The organism is Acinetobacter sp. NEB149, from assembly GCF_012516415.1.
Classification (GTDB): domain Bacteria; phylum Pseudomonadota; class Gammaproteobacteria; order Pseudomonadales; family Moraxellaceae; genus Acinetobacter; species Acinetobacter lwoffii_V.
In genome coordinates this window covers 3,117,964-3,139,549 of sequence record NZ_CP051208.1, presented here as the reverse complement: position 1 = coordinate 3,139,549, position 21,586 = coordinate 3,117,964, and the positions used below count along the sequence as shown (strand labels likewise).

The 21,586-nt window shown below is 53.7% G+C and carries 1 protein-coding gene; it reads left to right on the top strand.

Features of this window, described 5'->3' with window-relative positions:
• Window positions 1–111: 111 nt before the first annotated feature.
• Window positions 112–21,498, top strand: a complete 21,387-nt coding sequence (locus tag HGD77_RS15080) for a cadherin domain-containing protein (RefSeq protein WP_168730939.1) — start codon at window positions 112–114, stop codon at window positions 21,496–21,498.
• Window positions 21,499–21,586: the final 88 nt, after the last annotated feature.

Below are 21,586 nucleotides of genomic sequence, written 5' to 3'. Positions count from 1 at the left end.
GTAAAGTTATAAATGAATACATCGGTAAAAATAATCTCTGTGGATGGTGATGTTTGGCGTTTTTCAAAGACAAATAAAAAAATAATTCTAAAAAAGGGGGCAAAGCTTCAGGTGAAAGATGTATTGCATCTTTCAGAAGAAAGTAGTGTCGTGTTGCAGCTTTCAAATGGCCGAGTTGTTGAAATTCATGGTAAAGATTTAATCAATAATGACGGCAATTTTAGCCTCAATTCTTTGCTAGGTGAACCAAACTCGGATCTAGATAAAATTGTAAATTTTGCAAAATCATTTCAGCAAATGAATGATACAGAACAACAAAATGATGTTGTTCGTTTGGATGATGGTCGAGTATTTAAAAAAGAAGGTAAAGATTATGTTGAAATTGCGGGAGAGTCCTTTGATGGCGATCCTGATGTAACTCAAGGTGGTCATCGTTTTGTTCAACTTACTCGTGTGGGCGAAACATCTGTCGCCGATGGCATCAAACCTTTAATGTTGAACCGAGTGGTAGATAATATTCCGCCTTTAGGAATTGAGTACCCAATATTATCTTCAGTTATCAAACCATTTGAGCATGGTTTGGGTGGTGGTAGTTGGACACCTTTGTCTCCATTTGCACCTACACCAAACACGCCACCTGTCGCAAGCGATGACACGTACAACACCGCATTCAACACGCCAGTGGCACTCAACCCATTGGCAAATGACAGCGATGCAGATGGCAACCCATTGACCATCACCGCGATCAATGGTGTGACCTTGACCCCGGGCACCGCCCAACAAATCAACACCCCGAACGGTGTGGTGAACATTGATGCCCAAGGCACCATTACCTTCACCCCGAACAATGGCTTTACTGGACAAGAAAGCTTCAACTACAGCATCAGCGATGGCCAAGGTGGCAGCTCAACAGCAACAGAAACCATCAACGTTGCAGCAGCACCAAACACACCACCTGTTGCAAGCGATGACACGTACAACACCGCATACAACACGCCAGTAACCTTAACTCCATTGGCGAATGACAGCGATGCAGACGGTGGCACCCTGACCATCACCGCGATCAATGGCGTAACCTTGACCCCAGGCACCGCCCAACAAATCAACACCCCGAACGGTGTGGTAAACATTGATGCCCAAGGCACCATTACCTTCACACCGAACGCAGGCTTTAGCGGTCAAGAGACCTTTAACTACAGCATCAGCGATGGCCAAGGTGGCAGCTCAACAGCGACTGGAACCATCAACGTTTCAGCAGCACCAAACACACCACCTGTTGCAAGCGATGACACGTACAACACCGCATTCAACACGCCAGTGACCTTAAACCCATTGGCAAATGATACCGATGCAGATGGCAACCCATTGACCATCACCGCGATCAATGGCGTGACCTTGACCCCGGGCACCGCACAACAAATCAACACCCCGAACGGTGTGGTAAACATTGATGCCCAAGGCACCATTACCTTCACCCCGAACACAGGCTTTAGCGGTCAAGAAAGCTTTAACTACAGCATCAGCGATGGCCAAGGTGGTACGTCGACGGCGAATCAGATCATCAGTATTGCGCCAGTGGCGAATGACGACACAGCGACGGTGGACGAAGGTGATACGGTGGTGATTGCGGTCAAAGGCAACGATACGGATGCCGAAGACGGAACCCCATCAGGTGTGGTGACCATCGTGGGTGGACCAGCCAATGGTACCGTGACGGTGAATGCCAATGGCACCGTGAGCTATGTGCATAATGGTTCAGAAACCACCTCGGACAGCTTCACCTATACCGTGACCGACAGCAATGGTGTCGTGTCCAATACAGCGACAGTCAACATCACCGTCAATCCAGTCAATGATGCGCCAGTGGCGAATGACGACACAGCGACGGTGGACGAAGGTGACACCGTGGTGATAGCGGTCAAGGGCAACGACACCGATGCCGAAGACGGTACGCCAGCAGGTGTGGTGACCATCGTGGGCGCACCAGCCAACGGTACCGTGACGGTGAATGCCAATGGCACCGTGAGCTATGTACATGATGGTTCAGAAACCACCTCGGACAGCTTCACCTATACCGTGACCGACAGCAATGGTGTCGTGTCCAATACAGCGACCGTGAATATCACCGTCAATCCAGTCAATGATGCGCCAGTTGCCTTGAATGACACAGCGACGGTGGACGAAGGTGATACGGTGGTGATAGCGGTCAAGGGCAACGACACCGATGCCGAAGACGGTACGCCATCAGGTGTGGTGACCATCGTGGGCGCACCAGCCAACGGTACAGTGACGGTGAATGCCAATGGCACCGTGAGCTATGTGCATAATGGTTCAGAAACCACCTCGGACAGCTTCACCTATACCGTGACCGACAGCAATGGTGTCGTGTCCAATACAGCGACAGTCAACATCAACGTGACCCTGAATGAACAGGATGTGAATGAAGCGCCGGTGTTTGAAGACCCGGCGAATCCAGGCACGCCAGTTGCGTCGTACAGCTTTGACTATAATGAAAACAGTGCCTCTGGCACGGTGTTAGGTCAGGTTGCAGCCGCCGATCCAGAAGCAGGCACAGTGACGTACAGCATCACAGGCGGAAACACAGATGGCTGGTATGCGATTAATGCAAATACAGGTGAAATCACCCTGACCGCAGCAGGAGCTGCGTCTGCGGCGAATGACTATGAAAATGGCTTGCCAGCGCATAGCATCACCGTGACCGCGACCGATGCGAGCAACAACGCGACCAACATCAACGTGACGCTGAACGAGCAGGATGTAAATGACAACGCGCCAGTGTTTGAAGATCCAAACAATCCAGGCACGCCAGTTGCGTCTTATACATTTAACTATGACGAGAACAGCAGCGATGCCTATGTGATCGGCACGGTTAAGGCGACTGATGCCGATGCTGGCACCACGCTGAGCTACAGCATCAGCAGTGGCAACGGCAATGGCTGGTTCGAGATCGACGCCAGCACGGGTGAGATCAGCCTGACCGCAGCGGGAGTGGCTGCTGCGGCCAATGACTTCGAGACCCTGGCGAACATCCACAACCTGGTGGTGACAGCAACTGATGGCACCAACAGCAGCAACATCAACGTGACGCTGAACGAGCAGGATGTAAATGACAACGCGCCAGTGTTTGAAGATCCAAACAATCCAGGCACGCCAGTTGCGTCTTATACATTTAACTATGACGAGAACAGCAGCGATGCCTATGTGATCGGCACGGTTAAGGCGACTGATGCCGATGCTGGCACCACGCTGAGCTACAGCATCAGCAGTGGCAACGGCAATGGCTGGTTCGAGATCGACGCCAGCACGGGTGAGATCAGCCTGACCGCAGCGGGAGTGGCTGCTGCGGCCAATGACTTCGAGACCCTGGCGAACATCCACAACCTGGTGGTGACAGCAACTGATGGCACCAACAGCAGCAACATCAACGTGACGCTGAACGAGCAGGATGTAAATGACAACGCGCCAGTGTTTGAAGATCCAAACAATCCAGGCACGCCAGTTGCGTCTTATACATTTAACTATGACGAGAACAGCAGCGATGCCTATGTGATCGGCACGGTTAAGGCGACTGATGCCGATGCTGGCACCACGCTGAGCTACAGCATCAGCAGTGGCAACGGCAATGGCTGGTTCGAGATCGACGCCAGCACGGGTGAGATCAGCCTGACCGCAGCGGGAGTGGCTGCTGCGGCCAATGACTTCGAGACCCTGGCGAACATCCACAACCTGGTGGTGACAGCAACTGATGGCACCAACAGCAGCAACATCAACGTGACGCTGAACGAGCAGGATGTAAATGACAACGCGCCAGTGTTTGAAGATCCAAACAATCCAGGCACGCCAGTTGCGTCTTATACATTTAACTATGACGAGAACAGCAGCGATGCCTATGTGATCGGCACGGTTAAGGCGACTGATGCCGATGCTGGCACCACGCTGAGCTACAGCATCAGCAGTGGCAACGGCAATGGCTGGTTCGAGATCGACGCCAGCACGGGTGAGATCAGCCTGACCGCAGCGGGAGTGGCTGCTGCGGCCAATGACTTCGAGACCCTGGCGAACATCCACAACCTGGTGGTGACAGCAACTGATGGCACCAACAGCAGCAACATCAACGTGACGCTGAACGAGCAGGATGTAAATGACAACGCGCCAGTGTTTGAAGATCCAAACAATCCAGGCACGCCAGTTGCGTCTTATACATTTAACTATGACGAGAACAGCAGCGATGCCTATGTGATCGGCACGGTTAAGGCGACTGATGCCGATGCTGGCACCACGCTGAGCTACAGCATCAGCAGTGGCAACGGCAATGGCTGGTTCGAGATCGACGCCAGCACGGGTGAGATCAGCCTGACCGCAGCGGGAGTGGCTGCTGCGGCCAATGACTTCGAGACCCTGGCGAACATCCACAACCTGGTGGTGACAGCAACTGATGGCACCAACAGCAGCAACATCAACGTGACGCTGAACGAGCAGGATGTAAATGACAACGCGCCAGTGTTTGAAGATCCAAACAATCCAGGCACGCCAGTTGCGTCTTATACATTTAACTATGACGAGAACAGCAGCGATGCCTATGTGATCGGCACGGTTAAGGCGACTGATGCCGATGCTGGCACCACGCTGAGCTACAGCATCAGCAGTGGCAACGGCAATGGCTGGTTCGAGATCGACGCCAGCACGGGTGAGATCAGCCTGACCGCAGCGGGAGTGGCTGCTGCGGCCAATGACTTCGAGACCCTGGCGAACATCCACAACCTGGTGGTGACAGCAACTGATGGCACCAACAGCAGCAACATCAACGTGACGCTGAACGAGCAGGATGTAAATGACAACGCGCCAGTGTTTGAAGATCCAAACAATCCAGGCACGCCAGTTGCGTCTTATACATTTAACTATGACGAGAACAGCAGCGATGCCTATGTGATCGGCACGGTTAAGGCGACTGATGCCGATGCTGGCACCACGCTGAGCTACAGCATCAGCAGTGGCAACGGCAATGGCTGGTTCGAGATCGACGCCAGCACGGGTGAGATCAGCCTGACCGCAGCGGGAGTGGCTGCTGCGGCCAATGACTTCGAGACCCTGGCGAACATCCACAACCTGGTGGTGACAGCAACTGATGGCACCAACAGCAGCAACATCAACGTGACGCTGAACGAGCAGGATGTAAATGACAACGCGCCAGTGTTTGAAGATCCAAACAATCCAGGCACGCCAGTTGCGTCTTATACATTTAACTATGACGAGAACAGCAGCGATGCCTATGTGATCGGCACGGTTAAGGCGACTGATGCCGATGCTGGCACCACGCTGAGCTACAGCATCAGCAGTGGCAACGGCAATGGCTGGTTCGAGATCGACGCCAGCACGGGTGAGATCAGCCTGACCGCAGCGGGAGTGGCTGCTGCGGCCAATGACTTCGAGACCCTGGCGAACATCCACAACCTGGTGGTGACAGCAACTGATGGCACCAACAGCAGCAACATCAACGTGACGCTGAACGAGCAGGATGTAAATGACAACGCGCCAGTGTTTGAAGATCCAAACAATCCAGGCACGCCAGTTGCGTCTTATACATTTAACTATGACGAGAACAGCAGCGATGCCTATGTGATCGGCACGGTTAAGGCGACTGATGCCGATGCTGGCACCACGCTGAGCTACAGCATCAGCAGTGGCAACGGCAATGGCTGGTTCGAGATCGACGCCAGCACGGGTGAGATCAGCCTGACCGCAGCGGGAGTGGCTGCTGCGGCCAATGACTTCGAGACCCTGGCGAACATCCACAACCTGGTGGTGACAGCAACTGATGGCACCAACAGCAGCAACATCAACGTGACGCTGAACGAGCAGGATGTAAATGACAACGCGCCAGTGTTTGAAGATCCAAACAATCCAGGCACGCCAGTTGCGTCTTATACATTTAACTATGACGAGAACAGCAGCGATGCCTATGTGATCGGCACGGTTAAGGCGACTGATGCCGATGCTGGCACCACGCTGAGCTACAGCATCAGCAGTGGCAACGGCAATGGCTGGTTCGAGATCGACGCCAGCACGGGTGAGATCAGCCTGACCGCAGCGGGAGTGGCTGCTGCGGCCAATGACTTCGAGACCCTGGCGAACATCCACAACCTGGTGGTGACAGCAACTGATGGCACCAACAGCAGCAACATCAACGTGACGCTGAACGAGCAGGATGTAAATGACAACGCGCCAGTGTTTGAAGATCCAAACAATCCAGGCACGCCAGTTGCGTCTTATACATTTAACTATGACGAGAACAGCAGCGATGCCTATGTGATCGGCACGGTTAAGGCGACTGATGCCGATGCTGGCACCACGCTGAGCTACAGCATCAGCAGTGGCAACGGCAATGGCTGGTTCGAGATCGACGCCAGCACGGGTGAGATCAGCCTGACCGCAGCGGGAGTGGCTGCTGCGGCCAATGACTTCGAGACCCTGGCGAACATCCACAACCTGGTGGTGACAGCAACTGATGGCACCAACAGCAGCAACATCAACGTGACGCTGAACGAGCAGGATGTAAATGACAACGCGCCAGTGTTTGAAGATCCAAACAATCCAGGCACGCCAGTTGCGTCTTATACATTTAACTATGACGAGAACAGCAGCGATGCCTATGTGATCGGCACGGTTAAGGCGACTGATGCCGATGCTGGCACCACGCTGAGCTACAGCATCAGCAGTGGCAACGGCAATGGCTGGTTCGAGATCGACGCCAGCACGGGTGAGATCAGCCTGACCGCAGCGGGAGTGGCTGCTGCGGCCAATGACTTCGAGACCCTGGCGAACATCCACAACCTGGTGGTGACAGCAACTGATGGCACCAACAGCAGCAACATCAACGTGACGCTGAACGAGCAGGATGTAAATGACAACGCGCCAGTGTTTGAAGATCCAAACAATCCAGGCACGCCAGTTGCGTCTTATACATTTAACTATGACGAGAACAGCAGCGATGCCTATGTGATCGGCACGGTTAAGGCGACTGATGCCGATGCTGGCACCACGCTGAGCTACAGCATCAGCAGTGGCAACGGCAATGGCTGGTTCGAGATCGACGCCAGCACGGGTGAGATCAGCCTGACCGCAGCGGGAGTGGCTGCTGCGGCCAATGACTTCGAGACCCTGGCGAACATCCACAACCTGGTGGTGACAGCAACTGATGGCACCAACAGCAGCAACATCAACGTGACGCTGAACGAGCAGGATGTAAATGACAACGCGCCAGTGTTTGAAGATCCAAACAATCCAGGCACGCCAGTTGCGTCTTATACATTTAACTATGACGAGAACAGCAGCGATGCCTATGTGATCGGCACGGTTAAGGCGACTGATGCCGATGCTGGCACCACGCTGAGCTACAGCATCAGCAGTGGCAACGGCAATGGCTGGTTCGAGATCGACGCCAGCACGGGTGAGATCAGCCTGACCGCAGCGGGAGTGGCTGCTGCGGCCAATGACTTCGAGACCCTGGCGAACATCCACAACCTGGTGGTGACAGCAACTGATGGCACCAACAGCAGCAACATCAACGTGACGCTGAACGAGCAGGATGTAAATGACAACGCGCCAGTGTTTGAAGATCCAAACAATCCAGGCACGCCAGTTGCGTCTTATACATTTAACTATGACGAGAACAGCAGCGATGCCTATGTGATCGGCACGGTTAAGGCGACTGATGCCGATGCTGGCACCACGCTGAGCTACAGCATCAGCAGTGGCAACGGCAATGGCTGGTTCGAGATCGACGCCAGCACGGGTGAGATCAGCCTGACCGCAGCGGGAGTGGCTGCTGCGGCCAATGACTTCGAGACCCTGGCGAACATCCACAACCTGGTGGTGACAGCAACTGATGGCACCAACAGCAGCAACATCAACGTGACGCTGAACGAGCAGGATGTAAATGACAACGCGCCAGTGTTTGAAGATCCAAACAATCCAGGCACGCCAGTTGCGTCTTATACATTTAACTATGACGAGAACAGCAGCGATGCCTATGTGATCGGCACGGTTAAGGCGACTGATGCCGATGCTGGCACCACGCTGAGCTACAGCATCAGCAGTGGCAACGGCAATGGCTGGTTCGAGATCGACGCCAGCACGGGTGAGATCAGCCTGACCGCAGCGGGAGTGGCTGCTGCGGCCAATGACTTCGAGACCCTGGCGAACATCCACAACCTGGTGGTGACAGCAACTGATGGCACCAACAGCAGCAACATCAACGTGACGCTGAACGAGCAGGATGTAAATGACAACGCGCCAGTGTTTGAAGATCCAAACAATCCAGGCACGCCAGTTGCGTCTTATACATTTAACTATGACGAGAACAGCAGCGATGCCTATGTGATCGGCACGGTTAAGGCGACTGATGCCGATGCTGGCACCACGCTGAGCTACAGCATCAGCAGTGGCAACGGCAATGGCTGGTTCGAGATCGACGCCAGCACGGGTGAGATCAGCCTGACCGCAGCGGGAGTGGCTGCTGCGGCCAATGACTTCGAGACCCTGGCGAACATCCACAACCTGGTGGTGACAGCAACTGATGGCACCAACAGCAGCAACATCAACGTGACGCTGAACGAGCAGGATGTAAATGACAACGCGCCAGTGTTTGAAGATCCAAACAATCCAGGCACGCCAGTTGCGTCTTATACATTTAACTATGACGAGAACAGCAGCGATGCCTATGTGATCGGCACGGTTAAGGCGACTGATGCCGATGCTGGCACCACGCTGAGCTACAGCATCAGCAGTGGCAACGGCAATGGCTGGTTCGAGATCGACGCCAGCACGGGTGAGATCAGCCTGACCGCAGCGGGAGTGGCTGCTGCGGCCAATGACTTCGAGACCCTGGCGAACATCCACAACCTGGTGGTGACAGCAACTGATGGCACCAACAGCAGCAACATCAACGTGACGCTGAACGAGCAGGATGTAAATGACAACGCGCCAGTGTTTGAAGATCCAAACAATCCAGGCACGCCAGTTGCGTCTTATACATTTAACTATGACGAGAACAGCAGCGATGCCTATGTGATCGGCACGGTTAAGGCGACTGATGCCGATGCTGGCACCACGCTGAGCTACAGCATCAGCAGTGGCAACGGCAATGGCTGGTTCGAGATCGACGCCAGCACGGGTGAGATCAGCCTGACCGCAGCGGGAGTGGCTGCTGCGGCCAATGACTTCGAGACCCTGGCGAACATCCACAACCTGGTGGTGACAGCAACTGATGGCACCAACAGCAGCAACATCAACGTGACGCTGAACGAGCAGGATGTAAATGACAACGCGCCAGTGTTTGAAGATCCAAACAATCCAGGCACGCCAGTTGCGTCTTATACATTTAACTATGACGAGAACAGCAGCGATGCCTATGTGATCGGCACGGTTAAGGCGACTGATGCCGATGCTGGCACCACGCTGAGCTACAGCATCAGCAGTGGCAACGGCAATGGCTGGTTCGAGATCGACGCCAGCACGGGTGAGATCAGCCTGACCGCAGCGGGAGTGGCTGCTGCGGCCAATGACTTCGAGACCCTGGCGAACATCCACAACCTGGTGGTGACAGCAACTGATGGCACCAACAGCAGCAACATCAACGTGACGCTGAACGAGCAGGATGTAAATGACAACGCGCCAGTGTTTGAAGATCCAAACAATCCAGGCACGCCAGTTGCGTCTTATACATTTAACTATGACGAGAACAGCAGCGATGCCTATGTGATCGGCACGGTTAAGGCGACTGATGCCGATGCTGGCACCACGCTGAGCTACAGCATCAGCAGTGGCAACGGCAATGGCTGGTTCGAGATCGACGCCAGCACGGGTGAGATCAGCCTGACCGCAGCGGGAGTGGCTGCTGCGGCCAATGACTTCGAGACCCTGGCGAACATCCACAACCTGGTGGTGACAGCAACTGATGGCACCAACAGCAGCAACATCAACGTGACGCTGAACGAGCAGGATGTAAATGACAACGCGCCAGTGTTTGAAGATCCAAACAATCCAGGCACGCCAGTTGCGTCTTATACATTTAACTATGACGAGAACAGCAGCGATGCCTATGTGATCGGCACGGTTAAGGCGACTGATGCCGATGCTGGCACCACGCTGAGCTACAGCATCAGCAGTGGCAACGGCAATGGCTGGTTCGAGATCGACGCCAGCACGGGTGAGATCAGCCTGACCGCAGCGGGAGTGGCTGCTGCGGCCAATGACTTCGAGACCCTGGCGAACATCCACAACCTGGTGGTGACAGCAACTGATGGCACCAACAGCAGCAACATCAACGTGACGCTGAACGAGCAGGATGTAAATGACAACGCGCCAGTGTTTGAAGATCCAAACAATCCAGGCACGCCAGTTGCGTCTTATACATTTAACTATGACGAGAACAGCAGCGATGCCTATGTGATCGGCACGGTTAAGGCGACTGATGCCGATGCTGGCACCACGCTGAGCTACAGCATCAGCAGTGGCAACGGCAATGGCTGGTTCGAGATCGACGCCAGCACGGGTGAGATCAGCCTGACCGCAGCGGGAGTGGCTGCTGCGGCCAATGACTTCGAGACCCTGGCGAACATCCACAACCTGGTGGTGACAGCAACTGATGGCACCAACAGCAGCAACATCAACGTGACGCTGAACGAGCAGGATGTAAATGACAACGCGCCAGTGTTTGAAGATCCAAACAATCCAGGCACGCCAGTTGCGTCTTATACATTTAACTATGACGAGAACAGCAGCGATGCCTATGTGATCGGCACGGTTAAGGCGACTGATGCCGATGCTGGCACCACGCTGAGCTACAGCATCAGCAGTGGCAACGGCAATGGCTGGTTCGAGATCGACGCCAGCACGGGTGAGATCAGCCTGACCGCAGCGGGAGTGGCTGCTGCGGCCAATGACTTCGAGACCCTGGCGAACATCCACAACCTGGTGGTGACAGCAACTGATGGCACCAACAGCAGCAACATCAACGTGACGCTGAACGAGCAGGATGTAAATGACAACGCGCCAGTGTTTGAAGATCCAAACAATCCAGGCACGCCAGTTGCGTCTTATACATTTAACTATGACGAGAACAGCAGCGATGCCTATGTGATCGGCACGGTTAAGGCGACTGATGCCGATGCTGGCACCACGCTGAGCTACAGCATCAGCAGTGGCAACGGCAATGGCTGGTTCGAGATCGACGCCAGCACGGGTGAGATCAGCCTGACCGCAGCGGGAGTGGCTGCTGCGGCCAATGACTTCGAGACCCTGGCGAACATCCACAACCTGGTGGTGACAGCAACTGATGGCACCAACAGCAGCAACATCAACGTGACGCTGAACGAGCAGGATGTAAATGACAACGCGCCAGTGTTTGAAGATCCAAACAATCCAGGCACGCCAGTTGCGTCTTATACATTTAACTATGACGAGAACAGCAGCGATGCCTATGTGATCGGCACGGTTAAGGCGACTGATGCCGATGCTGGCACCACGCTGAGCTACAGCATCAGCAGTGGCAACGGCAATGGCTGGTTCGAGATCGACGCCAGCACGGGTGAGATCAGCCTGACCGCAGCGGGAGTGGCTGCTGCGGCCAATGACTTCGAGACCCTGGCGAACATCCACAACCTGGTGGTGACAGCAACTGATGGCACCAACAGCAGCAACATCAACGTGACGCTGAACGAGCAGGATGTAAATGACAACGCGCCAGTGTTTGAAGATCCAAACAATCCAGGCACGCCAGTTGCGTCTTATACATTTAACTATGACGAGAACAGCAGCGATGCCTATGTGATCGGCACGGTTAAGGCGACTGATGCCGATGCTGGCACCACGCTGAGCTACAGCATCAGCAGTGGCAACGGCAATGGCTGGTTCGAGATCGACGCCAGCACGGGTGAGATCAGCCTGACCGCAGCGGGAGTGGCTGCTGCGGCCAATGACTTCGAGACCCTGGCGAACATCCACAACCTGGTGGTGACAGCAACTGATGGCACCAACAGCAGCAACATCAACGTGACGCTGAACGAGCAGGATGTAAATGACAACGCGCCAGTGTTTGAAGATCCAAACAATCCAGGCACGCCAGTTGCGTCTTATACATTTAACTATGACGAGAACAGCAGCGATGCCTATGTGATCGGCACGGTTAAGGCGACTGATGCCGATGCTGGCACCACGCTGAGCTACAGCATCAGCAGTGGCAACGGCAATGGCTGGTTCGAGATCGACGCCAGCACGGGTGAGATCAGCCTGACCGCAGCGGGAGTGGCTGCTGCGGCCAATGACTTCGAGACCCTGGCGAACATCCACAACCTGGTGGTGACAGCAACTGATGGCACCAACAGCAGCAACATCAACGTGACGCTGAACGAGCAGGATGTAAATGACAACGCGCCAGTGTTTGAAGATCCAAACAATCCAGGCACGCCAGTTGCGTCTTATACATTTAACTATGACGAGAACAGCAGCGATGCCTATGTGATCGGCACGGTTAAGGCGACTGATGCCGATGCTGGCACCACGCTGAGCTACAGCATCAGCAGTGGCAACGGCAATGGCTGGTTCGAGATCGACGCCAGCACGGGTGAGATCAGCCTGACCGCAGCGGGAGTGGCTGCTGCGGCCAATGACTTCGAGACCCTGGCGAACATCCACAACCTGGTGGTGACAGCAACTGATGGCACCAACAGCAGCAACATCAACGTGACGCTGAACGAGCAGGATGTAAATGACAACGCGCCAGTGTTTGAAGATCCAAACAATCCAGGCACGCCAGTTGCGTCTTATACATTTAACTATGACGAGAACAGCAGCGATGCCTATGTGATCGGCACGGTTAAGGCGACTGATGCCGATGCTGGCACCACGCTGAGCTACAGCATCAGCAGTGGCAACGGCAATGGCTGGTTCGAGATCGACGCCAGCACGGGTGAGATCAGCCTGACCGCAGCGGGAGTGGCTGCTGCGGCCAATGACTTCGAGACCCTGGCGAACATCCACAACCTGGTGGTGACAGCAACTGATGGCACCAACAGCAGCAACATCAACGTGACGCTGAACGAGCAGGATGTAAATGACAACGCGCCAGTGTTTGAAGATCCAAACAATCCAGGCACGCCAGTTGCGTCTTATACATTTAACTATGACGAGAACAGCAGCGATGCCTATGTGATCGGCACGGTTAAGGCGACTGATGCCGATGCTGGCACCACGCTGAGCTACAGCATCAGCAGTGGCAACGGCAATGGCTGGTTCGAGATCGACGCCAGCACGGGTGAGATCAGCCTGACCGCAGCGGGAGTGGCTGCTGCGGCCAATGACTTCGAGACCCTGGCGAACATCCACAACCTGGTGGTGACAGCAACTGATGGCACCAACAGCAGCAACATCAACGTGACGCTGAACGAGCAGGATGTAAATGACAACGCGCCAGTGTTTGAAGATCCAAACAATCCAGGCACGCCAGTTGCGTCTTATACATTTAACTATGACGAGAACAGCAGCGATGCCTATGTGATCGGCACGGTTAAGGCGACTGATGCCGATGCTGGCACCACGCTGAGCTACAGCATCAGCAGTGGCAACGGCAATGGCTGGTTCGAGATCGACGCCAGCACGGGTGAGATCAGCCTGACCGCAGCGGGAGTGGCTGCTGCGGCCAATGACTTCGAGACCCTGGCGAACATCCACAACCTGGTGGTGACAGCAACTGATGGCACCAACAGCAGCAACATCAACGTGACGCTGAACGAGCAGGATGTAAATGACAACGCGCCAGTGTTTGAAGATCCAAACAATCCAGGCACGCCAGTTGCGTCTTATACATTTAACTATGACGAGAACAGCAGCGATGCCTATGTGATCGGCACGGTTAAGGCGACTGATGCCGATGCTGGCACCACGCTGAGCTACAGCATCAGCAGTGGCAACGGCAATGGCTGGTTCGAGATCGACGCCAGCACGGGTGAGATCAGCCTGACCGCAGCGGGAGTGGCTGCTGCGGCCAATGACTTCGAGACCCTGGCGAACATCCACAACCTGGTGGTGACAGCAACTGATGGCACCAACAGCAGCAACATCAACGTGACGCTGAACGAGCAGGATGTAAATGACAACGCGCCAGTGTTTGAAGATCCAAACAATCCAGGCACGCCAGTTGCGTCTTATACATTTAACTATGACGAGAACAGCAGCGATGCCTATGTGATCGGCACGGTTAAGGCGACTGATGCCGATGCTGGCACCACGCTGAGCTACAGCATCAGCAGTGGCAACGGCAATGGCTGGTTCGAGATCGACGCCAGCACGGGTGAGATCAGCCTGACCGCAGCGGGAGTGGCTGCTGCGGCCAATGACTTCGAGACCCTGGCGAACATCCACAACCTGGTGGTGACAGCAACTGATGGCACCAACAGCAGCAACATCAACGTGACGCTGAACGAGCAGGATGTAAATGACAACGCGCCAGTGTTTGAAGATCCAAACAATCCAGGCACGCCAGTTGCGTCTTATACATTTAACTATGACGAGAACAGCAGCGATGCCTATGTGATCGGCACGGTTAAGGCGACTGATGCCGATGCTGGCACCACGCTGAGCTACAGCATCAGCAGTGGCAACGGCAATGGCTGGTTCGAGATCGACGCCAGCACGGGTGAGATCAGCCTGACCGCAGCGGGAGTGGCTGCTGCGGCCAATGACTTCGAGACCCTGGCGAACATCCACAACCTGGTGGTGACAGCAACTGATGGCACCAACAGCAGCAACATCAACGTGACGCTGAACGAGCAGGATGTAAATGACAACGCGCCAGTGTTTGAAGATCCAAACAATCCAGGCACGCCAGTTGCGTCTTATACATTTAACTATGACGAGAACAGCAGCGATGCCTATGTGATCGGCACGGTTAAGGCGACTGATGCCGATGCTGGCACCACGCTGAGCTACAGCATCAGCAGTGGCAACGGCAATGGCTGGTTCGAGATCGACGCCAGCACGGGTGAGATCAGCCTGACCGCAGCGGGAGTGGCTGCTGCGGCCAATGACTTCGAGACCCTGGCGAACATCCACAACCTGGTGGTGACAGCAACTGATGGCACCAACAGCAGCAACATCAACGTGACGCTGAACGAGCAGGATGTAAATGACAACGCGCCAGTGTTTGAAGATCCAAACAATCCAGGCACGCCAGTTGCGTCTTATACATTTAACTATGACGAGAACAGCAGCGATGCCTATGTGATCGGCACGGTTAAGGCGACTGATGCCGATGCTGGCACCACGCTGAGCTACAGCATCAGCAGTGGCAACGGCAATGGCTGGTTCGAGATCGACGCCAGCACGGGTGAGATCAGCCTGACCGCAGCGGGAGTGGCTGCTGCGGCCAATGACTTCGAGACCCTGGCGAACATCCACAACCTGGTGGTGACAGCAACTGATGGCACCAACAGCAGCAACATCAACGTGACGCTGAACGAGCAGGATGTAAATGACAACGCGCCAGTGTTTGAAGATCCAAACAATCCAGGCACGCCAGTTGCGTCTTATACATTTAACTATGACGAGAACAGCAGCGATGCCTATGTGATCGGCACGGTTAAGGCGACTGATGCCGATGCTGGCACCACGCTGAGCTACAGCATCAGCAGTGGCAACGGCAATGGCTGGTTCGAGATCGACGCCAGCACGGGTGAGATCAGCCTGACCGCAGCGGGAGTGGCTGCTGCGGCCAATGACTTCGAGACCCTGGCGAACATCCACAACCTGGTGGTGACAGCAACTGATGGCACCAACAGCAGCAACATCAACGTGACGCTGAACGAGCAGGATGTAAATGACAACGCGCCAGTGTTTGAAGATCCAAACAATCCAGGCACGCCAGTTGCGTCTTATACATTTAACTATGACGAGAACAGCAGCGATGCCTATGTGATCGGCACGGTTAAGGCGACTGATGCCGATGCTGGCACCACGCTGAGCTACAGCATCAGCAGTGGCAACGGCAATGGCTGGTTCGAGATCGACGCCAGCACGGGTGAGATCAGCCTGACCGCAGCGGGAGTGGCTGCTGCGGCCAATGACTTCGAGACCCTGGCGAACATCCACAACCTGGTGGTGACAGCAACTGATGGCACCAACAGCAGCAACATCAACGTGACGCTGAACGAGCAGGATGTAAATGACAACGCGCCAGTGTTTGAAGATCCAAACAATCCAGGCACGCCAGTTGCGTCTTATACATTTAACTATGACGAGAACAGCAGCGATGCCTATGTGATCGGCACGGTTAAGGCGACTGATGCCGATGCTGGCACCACGCTGAGCTACAGCATCAGCAGTGGCAACGGCAATGGCTGGTTCGAGATCGACGCCAGCACGGGTGAGATCAGCCTGACCGCAGCGGGAGTGGCTGCTGCGGCCAATGACTTCGAGACCCTGGCGAACATCCACAACCTGGTGGTGACAGCAACTGATGGCACCAACAGCAGCAACATCAACGTGACGCTGAACGAGCAGGATGTAAATGACAACGCGCCAGTGTTTGAAGATCCAAACAATCCAGGCACGCCAGTTGCGTCTTATACATTTAACTATGACGAGAACAGCAGCGATGCCTATGTGATCGGCACGGTTAAGGCGACTGATGCCGATGCTGGCACCACGCTGAGCTACAGCATCAGCAGTGGCAACGGCAATGGCTGGTTCGAGATCGACGCCAGCACGGGTGAGATCAGCCTGACCGCAGCGGGAGTGGCTGCTGCGGCCAATGACTTCGAGACCCTGGCGAACATCCACAACCTGGTGGTGACAGCAACTGATGGCACCAACAGCAGCAACATCAACGTGACGCTGAACGAGCAGGATGTAAATGACAACGCGCCAGTGTTTGAAGATCCAAACAATCCAGGCACGCCAGTTGCGTCTTATACATTTAACTATGACGAGAACAGCAGCGATGCCTATGTGATCGGCACGGTTAAGGCGACTGATGCCGATGCTGGCACCACGCTGAGCTACAGCATCAGCAGTGGCAACGGCAATGGCTGGTTCGAGATCGACGCCAGCACGGGTGAGATCAGCCTGACCGCAGCGGGAGTGGCTGCTGCGGCCAATGACTTCGAGACCCTGGCGAACATCCACAACCTGGTGGTGACAGCAACTGATGGCACCAACAGCAGCAACATCAACGTGACGCTGAACGAGCAGGATGTAAATGACAACGCGCCAGTGTTTGAAGATCCAAACAATCCAGGCACGCCAGTTGCGTCTTATACATTTAACTATGACGAGAACAGCAGCGATGCCTATGTGATCGGCACGGTTAAGGCGACTGATGCCGATGCTGGCACCACGCTGAGCTACAGCATCAGCAGTGGCAACGGCAATGGCTGGTTCGAGATCGACGCCAGCACGGGTGAGATCAGCCTGACCGCAGCGGGAGTGGCTGCTGCGGCCAATGACTTCGAGACCCTGGCGAACATCCACAACCTGGTGGTGACAGCAACTGATGGCACCAACAGCAGCAACATCAACGTGACGCTGAACGAGCAGGATGTAAATGACAACGCGCCAGTGTTTGAAGATCCAAACAATCCAGGCACGCCAGTTGCGTCTTATACATTTAACTATGACGAGAACAGCAGCGATGCCTATGTGATCGGCACGGTTAAGGCGACTGATGCCGATGCTGGCACCACGCTGAGCTACAGCATCAGCAGTGGCAACGGCAATGGCTGGTTCGAGATCGACGCCAGCACGGGTGAGATCAGCCTGACCGCAGCGGGAGTGGCTGCTGCGGCCAATGACTTCGAGACCCTGGCGAACATCCACAACCTGGTGGTGACAGCAACTGATGGCACCAACAGCAGCAACATCAACGTGACGCTGAACGAGCAGGATGTAAATGACAACGCGCCAGTGTTTGAAGATCCAAACAATCCAGGCACGCCAGTTGCGTCTTATACATTTAACTATGACGAGAACAGCAGCGATGCCTATGTGATCGGCACGGTTAAGGCGACTGATGCCGATGCTGGCACCACGCTGAGCTACAGCATCAGCAGTGGCAACGGCAATGGCTGGTTCGAGATCGACGCCAGCACGGGTGAGATCAGCCTGACCGCAGCGGGAGTGGCTGCTGCGGCCAATGACTTCGAGACCCTGGCGAACATCCACAACCTGGTGGTGACAGCAACTGATGGCACCAACAGCAGCAACATCAACGTGACGCTGAACGAGCAGGATGTAAATGACAACGCGCCAGTGTTTGAAGATCCAAACAATCCAGGCACGCCAGTTGCGTCTTATACATTTAACTATGACGAGAACAGCAGCGATGCCTATGTGATCGGCACGGTTAAGGCGACTGATGCCGATGCTGGCACCACGCTGAGCTACAGCATCAGCAGTGGCAACGGCAATGGCTGGTTCGAGATCGACGCCAGCACGGGTGAGATCAGCCTGACCGCAGCGGGAGTGGCTGCTGCGGCCAATGACTTCGAGACCCTGGCGAACATCCACAACCTGGTGGTGACAGCAACTGATGGCACCAACAGCAGCAACATCAACGTGACGCTGAACGAGCAGGATGTAAATGACAACGCGCCAGTGTTTGAAGATCCAAACAATCCAGGCACGCCAGTTGCGTCTTATACATTTAACTATGACGAGAACAGCAGCGATGCCTATGTGATCGGCACGGTTAAGGCGACTGATGCCGATGCTGGCACCACGCTGAGCTACAGCATCAGCAGTGGCAACGGCAATGGCTGGTTCGAGATCGACGCCAGCACGGGTGAGATCAGCCTGACCGCAGCGGGAGTGGCTGCTGCGGCCAATGACTTCGAGACCCTGGCGAACATCCACAACCTGGTGGTGACAGCAACTGATGGCACCAACAGCAGCAACATCAACGTGACGCTGAACGAGCAGGATGTAAATGACAACGCGCCAGTGTTTGAAGATCCAAACAATCCAGGCACGCCAGTTGCGTCTTATACATTTAACTATGACGAGAACAGCAGCGATGCCTATGTGATCGGCACGGTTAAGGCGACTGATGCCGATGCTGGCACCACGCTGAGCTACAGCATCAGCAGTGGCAACGGCAATGGCTGGTTCGAGATCGACGCCAGCACGGGTGAGATCAGCCTGACCGCAGCGGGAGTGGCTGCTGCGGCCAATGACTTCGAGACCCTGGCGAACATCCACAACCTGGTGGTGACAGCAACTGATGGCACCAACAGCAGCAACATCAACGTGACGCTGAACGAGCAGGATGTAAATGACAACGCGCCAGTGTTTGAAGATCCAAACAATCCAGGCACGCCAGTTGCGTCTTATACATTTAACTATGACGAGAACAGCAGCGATGCCTATGTGATCGGCACGGTTAAGGCGACTGATGCCGATGCTGGCACCACGCTGAGCTACAGCATCAGCAGTGGCAACGGCAATGGCTGGTTCGAGATCGACGCCAGCACGGGTGAGATCAGCCTGACCGCAGCGGGAGTGGCTGCTGCGGCCAATGACTTCGAGACCCTGGCGAACATCCACAACCTGGTGGTGACAGCAACTGATGGCACCAACAGCAGCAACATCAACGTGACGCTGAACGAGCAGGATGTAAATGAAGCGCCAGTTGCAGCTGCTGATACCAATACCACAGCGGAAGACACGACTTTAACAGTCAATCCGACGAATGGTTTATTGTCAAATGACAGTGATGTTGAGGGTAGTGCGCTGACTATTACACAATTCACAGTTGCAGGTGTGGCAGGTACATTTAACGCAGGTCAAACCGCGACGATTACGGGTGTAGGCAGTCTAATTATTAATGGCAATGGCAGTTATACTTTTACACCAGCACTGGATTATAAAGGTACTGTACCATTAGTAACTTATACTGTATCTGATGGTACGGCGACTAGCACATCAACCTTGACACTTACTGTTTCGGCTGTTGCAGATATGCCTTTATTATCTGTTGCGAATGCATATGTACTTCAACAGGGTGCAACGATTATCTCAACAGGTTCGTCTGATGTTGCAGTCAATCCAGGAGTTCAAGATTCTGGTAATGGTGTAAGCCAAGCCAATCTTGAGCTGGAGTTAGGTGTAACATCTGGTTATTTAGATAATCGTTTTGACCCTGTTGGTCCAAATGTGAATGATCCTGGGTTTGTAGATATTATCGATGGAAAAATCAACGAAGTACAACACAATATGACCACTGGTGATACGGTCACTTGGAACTATACCTTTACTAATGGAGAAAATATTGCAAGCGAAGTACAGCAAGGCTTTAACGATATAGCGGCTTTAATCGTAACTGCACCAGATGGAACCAAACAGACCATTTTAGTTGATGCAACTGAGATGAAATTCCCTAATACTACTGGTACGGGTTCTTATAGTCTTGTTGCGACTCAAACAGGTATTTATACTTTCCAATGGTTGATTTTAAATGGTGGTGATAGGGCCAAGGACTCATCTTTTGCCTTATCAAGTGCAACTTTCACGGCAGCAGGTGGTACCTATGGTTCACCGATAAAATTAAACTTGGCAGCCAATCTAACGGATACCAGTGGTAGTGAAAATCTAACGGTCACCATTGGGGGATTACCAGCAGGTTTCAGTTTTAGTGCAGGCGTAGATAATGGTGGTGGAAGCTGGAGCTTTACGGGAGCTGAGTTGAAATATCTGTATATTTTACCGCCTCAGAACTATACGGGTACTTTGTCATTGACAGCGACAGCTACTGCCACAGAACCATCCAATGGTGATAGCAAAACAACTGCTCCTCAGACCTTTACGGTTGATATTAGCCAGACAACGAACACTGTTACTACTGGTTCAGAGTCTGCTCAAACATTAAACGGTACAACGAGCAATGATTTGATTCGTGGATATGCTGGTAATGATACGATAAGTGGTGGTGCTGGTAACGACATGATTTATGGTGGTGCTGGCAATGACACCTTAAACGGAGGGGTGGGTCATGACTATTTATATGGAGGGGTCGGTAATGACACTTTAAATGGTGATGATGGATATGACTATTTAAATGGTGGTGCTGGAACCGATATTCTCAATGGTGGTGCTGGTGATGATATTTTGATTGGTGGTCCAGGCACTGATACTTTAACAGGTGGTTTAGGTGCGGATACTTTCGTTTGGATACAAGGCGATTCAGATGGTTTGACGGATACTATTACAGATTTTAGTAAGGCACAGGGCGATAAAATTGATGCTAAGGCTTTATTGGATGCTTTGGGATGGAATGGCAATATTAATACCTTAAGTCAGTTTGTATCAGTGAGTGGTAACACAATTGATATACATAATGCGGCAGATACTCAAAGTGTCAATATTCTAGTTACTGGTCAAACTTTCACGGATTTGAATGATATGATCAACAAAACCAACTTCCAGACTTAAACCTAGCATAGAGGGCGTAGTCACTTCGCCCTCTATCCCAAATTTATTTATTAATATGATGGCAACATCGTTAAACATTTAAGAAACT